The sequence below is a fragment of the Chamaesiphon sp. GL140_3_metabinner_50 genome (assembly GCF_025361915.1).
GTDB lineage: Bacteria > Cyanobacteriota > Cyanobacteriia > Cyanobacteriales > Chamaesiphonaceae > Chamaesiphon.
In genome coordinates, this window is record NZ_JANYJC010000342.1 from 1 (window position 1) to 4717 (window position 4717).

General features: G+C 46.8%; 4 protein-coding genes, 1 tRNA gene and 2 pseudogenes. 1 reads left to right on the top strand and 6 read right to left on the bottom strand.

Features of this window, described 5'->3' with window-relative positions; genetic code table 11:
- Both Q0R35_RS16845 and Q0R35_RS16850 read right to left on the bottom strand, forming a co-directional pair.
- Positions 1-444 (bottom strand): annotated as a pseudogene (locus Q0R35_RS16845) (multidrug ABC transporter permease); the annotation flags it as partial.
- A gap of 72 nt (positions 445-516) precedes the next feature.
- A complete protein-coding gene (locus Q0R35_RS16850; RefSeq protein ID WP_295621060.1) occupies positions 517-1533 on the bottom strand; it encodes a hypothetical protein in 1017 nt (338 codons plus the stop codon).
- A gap of 356 nt (positions 1534-1889) precedes the next feature.
- Here Q0R35_RS16850 and Q0R35_RS16855 point away from each other — a divergent pair, with 356 nt between their 5' ends.
- Positions 1890-2828 (top strand): hypothetical protein, encoded by a 939-nt coding sequence (locus tag Q0R35_RS16855; RefSeq protein ID WP_295621064.1) that lies wholly within the window; start codon positions 1890-1892, stop codon positions 2826-2828.
- Positions 2829-2979: 151 nt separating this feature from the next.
- Here Q0R35_RS16855 and Q0R35_RS16860 read toward each other — a convergent pair whose 3' ends face one another.
- From Q0R35_RS16860 to Q0R35_RS19610, 4 genes and pseudogenes are all read right to left on the bottom strand, one after another.
- Positions 2980-3579, bottom strand: coding sequence for a YdcF family protein (locus Q0R35_RS16860; protein ID WP_295621067.1), 600 nt, complete (start codon positions 3577-3579; stop codon positions 2980-2982).
- A 74-nt stretch (positions 3580-3653) separates the two neighbouring features.
- Positions 3654-3727: transfer RNA gene (locus tag Q0R35_RS16865), tRNA-Arg, on the bottom strand.
- A gap of 106 nt (positions 3728-3833) precedes the next feature.
- Complete coding sequence (locus Q0R35_RS16870) at positions 3834-4400, bottom strand: DUF937 domain-containing protein (RefSeq protein ID WP_295621070.1); 567 nt, start codon at positions 4398-4400, stop codon at positions 3834-3836.
- Positions 4401-4567: 167 nt separating this feature from the next.
- Positions 4568-4717: pseudogene (locus Q0R35_RS19610) on the bottom strand (radical SAM protein); the annotation flags it as partial.

Sequence of the window (4717 nt, forward strand, 5' to 3'; positions counted from 1 at the left end):
GGCGATTGCAAATAAGCCCAAACGACTCAAGCTAGGTACCCAAAAAGCACTAGGATAGAGAATAAAAAAGAATGAAACTAAACCAAAAATAAATGGTAACCGAGCAAAACGTTCGCCAATATGCGACCAGATATGATGCCAAACCGGGTCGAGCGGTTGTAATAGCCTAAACGACAACTTCCCATCGACAATCTCGCGCTCGAAATCCCAAATGACCCAGACAACAGTGAGCTGTCGGACTAAATAAACTGCCAAAAAATAGCGGGCAAAATCGATCGAAGATAATCCAAAGTTGCCCTGTTGTGCTGCTTGAGTCCACACGCCCATCAAGATGAACGGTAACGAGCCTGAAAGTGCCCACAATAGCAATTCAGCCCGATACTCTAACATATAGGCGTAGTAAGTCACCAGCAACGATCGAGAGATTTTAAATAATCGTTTCATAATTACAATTATATCGAGCGCGTTACCCTCAGATCTAGGCGATCGGACAATTAATTTACAATCTAACTACCATCAAGATCGAGGTGGAAAGCAATCGGTAATATTCAGGGCTAAAAATCGATCGAGTGGTAAATACATCCAATAGAGCGATAATTGCCGATCGCGACTCAAATGCTGGAAGCCTAATGCCGATGCTTGATATTCATAACTAGGATGAATAATCATCGTATATAAATCGCACAAATTCGGAAAATCTGTCTGCATTGAAATTAAAGTTTTTTGCGTATCTTCTAAAAACAGCACTCGATATCGATCGAGATATTCGCGATCGACAGCCCAACTCCGGATAAACACCGACTCGCAATCGAGATCTCCAGCTTCAGCCATCACAAACGGATCGGTATCGCCAATCGCGCTTAAATGCAAACTCTTACTAGGCGCGATGAAAAAGTTCGATGCCGAAGCCTTGAGCGTTGGATACAAAATATAAAAACCGATCGGATTGAGATTATCCTGACGGCGTAATACGCGCATTCCACGCAGGTATTGACGCGCCCATTGGCGCAGAATATTCACAATTCGGTGCGGTGTCGCCTCCGTGTTGTGATTCATCCAATTATAATTGGCTGCGAGTAAAGTGGCGATCGGAATGGCATCGCAACGCGGATCGAAAGGATCGATCCTAACTGTGACTTCTGGGGCAATTTCTGGCTCCAATTCGGTGGCAATAATTAATATTTCAATCCGGCTGATATTGCCATCGAATTGTTTCCTAATTAAGCCTAACGCAGCTAATTTATCCAACATCATTCCCGCCGAGCGATCGCTCCCCCGATCGCAATCGCTATAAAATAATTCGGCGGCTTCCCGATGACTGCAACTTACAGGTCGATCGAGCAAAGTAAGTTTCAGTAGCGGTGGTTTTACGGCAGGATTGCCCTCTCGCTGCTCCTTCACCAGCAGATAAACCCACAATCGTAAAAAACACTCAGCCCGCGCACGCGTCAAGCCCAGTCGCTCTACAAGGCGATCTAAGATCTGTTGCTGCCGATCGCCATCCAACCACAATGCTAATTCTCTCGGTTCCATAAATATAGGTGTTTTCAATGGCTAGGCGTGAAAATTCCCTCCCAGGCTACCGTGTATACACATCTCTAGCTCGAAGCGAAATTGATGGGAATCCCCCTAAATCCCCCTTGGAAAGGGGGACTTTGACCGGATCTTAGCCCCCTTTTTAAGGGGGTTTGGGGGATTCAGATCTCAAAACGAAGTCTCACGGACTTGTGTATACACCGTAGCCTCCCAGGAGGGGTGCCCGAAGGGCGGGGTGGGTCACTCGATCTTACTTCACCCTGGTTCACCTTAGTTCAGGTTACTCATTGCACCCTCACAAATCGGTCTGTGAAGATGTATTCAACAACCGAAAACACCAGGAGAACCAAACCATGAAACTCACTCAAACCCGCCGCCACATCGCCACCGATTTAGCTGGATCCTGTCCCGAAAATCCTAACTACTTGCAAATCCGCGCTCGGATGAATAGATTAGTCGATCGCTACATTACCATTGATATTCTCAGCCAACACCTCATCGACTTACCCGCCCAATTTTCTCAACCCAACGTCAGAAAATGGGAACCCATCGATTGGAAATCTATTTCCACCAGCCAAATTGTCGGAGTCGATCCAGATTTATTTATCATGCTCGTAGCAGGTGCTACCGAAATCGAAACCCCGATCCGTGAATATTCTCAAGAAACCTGGAACTACATGAAATCGATTCATCCAGGAATGGCTTACTTTATCGGCGGTACCCAAAATCCCGATGGTTCGATCGCTACTTTAGGAGCCTGGGAAAAAGAAGAACGCCAACACGCGCCAACTTTCAAGAAAATCTACCAGCAGCTAACAGGCGAAAAAATGCAACTCAAACCCAATAGCGTCAACATGCACCAATCGATCGATTCAGCATTAAAAGCTGTCTCCAACCACACCCTCAGCCGCATCTCCACCGAATGGGGAGCCGTATCGATTTATTTATGGTTGATGGCACACTCTACAGGTGCGCTCCAACAAGCCATCGCCCAACCATTTCAAGATGAAGTCAATCACCTCGCTAAATTCTGGGGCTTCAGCCGTTGGGCTTTCGATGGTTCTTATTACGGACAAGTCAAAGGATCGACAAAAAGCCTTCTGTCGCTAGCCAAACACCATCGGGGCGAACGAACAGAAGGCAATAATCTAGTGGGTAAAGCTACGACTGTCGATGCGATCGAACTCGCATTCGTGTTCTCGCGGGTAATGGTACGAGTTCACACCTGGAATCGCGAACTCAGCCATACTCTACTCGCTCATCTGTTTGGGCAAAGTCCGATTGCGGCTTAGAGGGGAGTTGGGAGATGGGAGATGGGAGTGCGGAGTTGGGAGATGGGAGATGAGAGATGGGGGTGCGGAGTAGGGAAGAGGGAATAAGGGATAGGATTTAGCATCAGTTCTACTCCTTACTTCTTACTTCTTACTCCTTACTTCCCATCCCCTACTCCTTCCCGCCAGCATAGCCAGTAGTCAGCCAGAATAGAGATCGAAAGCTATCTCTGACGGTTTTTTGAATTGGTTCCGAGGGTCTGTCACTATTGACAGTTACAGGTTTGACTTTAATGCCGCGACTACCAAAGACAATTTCGCCGATCGCTCTAGCGCGTTGCATGTGGTTATCGGAAGTCACGAGATATACACTAGTAATACCTTTGGCTTCAAATCGATCGACCATCGTGGTAAAATTGCCCACCGTATCGATCGCCTGATAGTCTAAATGTAAATTTTTGGTCGAAACGCCAGCCTTCTTAAACACGCGATTGGCATAACCTTGAGGTGCGCCGCCAGAAATCCACACGGGTAGATTGGGGTGGGTATGGGCAAATTTGGCCGCAAAGATTTCGCGTTCTTCTTCACCACCCAAGACAAAAATCACTTGGGGTTCGATCCAAGTATTTTCAATCTCTCTGTAGCCAAACCAGGCGATCGGTAGTAGTAGCGGTGAAATCGGGATTAGTAGTTTCCACAATCGCCAGCGACGGCGGTGGCGTTGCTTAATAACTGGATTTGAATGAGATCGGGGGATAATATGATGCGCCATGCTGCAATGAGCTTGGATAGGACAAATCTAGCAAATGCTAGGCTCAAGTTACCACAATTTACTCATCCAGACAACGGGACTGGCGGGGATCGAACCCACGGCCTATCGCTTAGGAGGCGATCGCTCTATCCTACTGAGCTACAGCCCCAAACAGCATTAGATTGTAGCAGATTAGTGACTGGCGACTAATTAATCTAGATATAGACATAACTTGCATCTACCTCACTAGTAACTAACTAGTTGCCAGTAATTAACTAAAACAGCTTACCGATAATATTCCCCAAATCGTTAATCGGATTACCATCGCCATCGGCATCGAGCATTTTTGTTGCCATACCAATTAAGTCATTGTCGCCGCTAGCACCACCCAGAGTTTGCACCATGCTACTAGGATCGGTACCGCTTTGCTGACTGAATTTACCGATCGCCGCAATGACAATCGGTGCTAGCATTCCCAATAGTTGGGTCACAATCCCATTATCCATGCCTGTCTGTTGGCTAATATTATTCGCGATCGTATTCTGAGAGCCACCGCCTAACACCTGACCGAGTAATGCGCTCCCCATGCTTGCCGCACCAGCATTACCGATAAATCCCGTCAGATTACCTAAAATCGAGTCATCGTTTTGTTGAGTTGCTTGGTTAATGGCATTAGCACCGTCTGGAGTGGCTGCATGGTTGCCCATTGCCGATAGCAGCATCGGTAGAGCCATCCCCACCGCAGATTTGGTGGTGCCATTGTCTGCACCAATTTGTTGACTAATTTGCTGGACGACAGGGCCGCCTAATTGACTTGCTAGCATTCCGATTAATGGATTCATCGCCATCTACCTTATCTAAACAATAATTCCGAACATCGATTCTTTTGCTAACACCATTGCGCCAATGAATCGACGACAGTATTGTACACAACTATTTCAACAATCTGTAAATATCGATCGATTTTATTTCAGTCGTCTAGATAATAAGCACTTCATTACATAGCAAATTACAACTGACCGAGCATTTTATGTGTCTGTGGAATTACCCGCACCTGTGGTAAGTACTCCTTCATTAAAGCCTGCCAAGCCAGTACTTGGGCTGGTGTCGGTGCAGTCAGAGCGGGATTGGTATGCGGTTGAGCTAATGCCGTCATCGG

Coding starts and splice junctions, on each gene's coding strand:
- Q0R35_RS16855 (WP_295621064.1), top strand. CDS start 1,890: ATGAAACTCACTCAAACCCGCCGCCACATCGCCACCGATTTAGCTGGA.
- Q0R35_RS16870 (WP_295621070.1), bottom strand. CDS start 4,400: ATGAATCCATTAATCGGAATGCTAGCAAGTCAATTAGGCGGCCCTGTC.
- Q0R35_RS16850 (WP_295621060.1), bottom strand. CDS start 1,533: ATGGAACCGAGAGAATTAGCATTGTGGTTGGATGGCGATCGGCAGCAA.
- Q0R35_RS16860 (WP_295621067.1), bottom strand. CDS start 3,579: ATGGCGCATCATATTATCCCCCGATCTCATTCAAATCCAGTTATTAAG.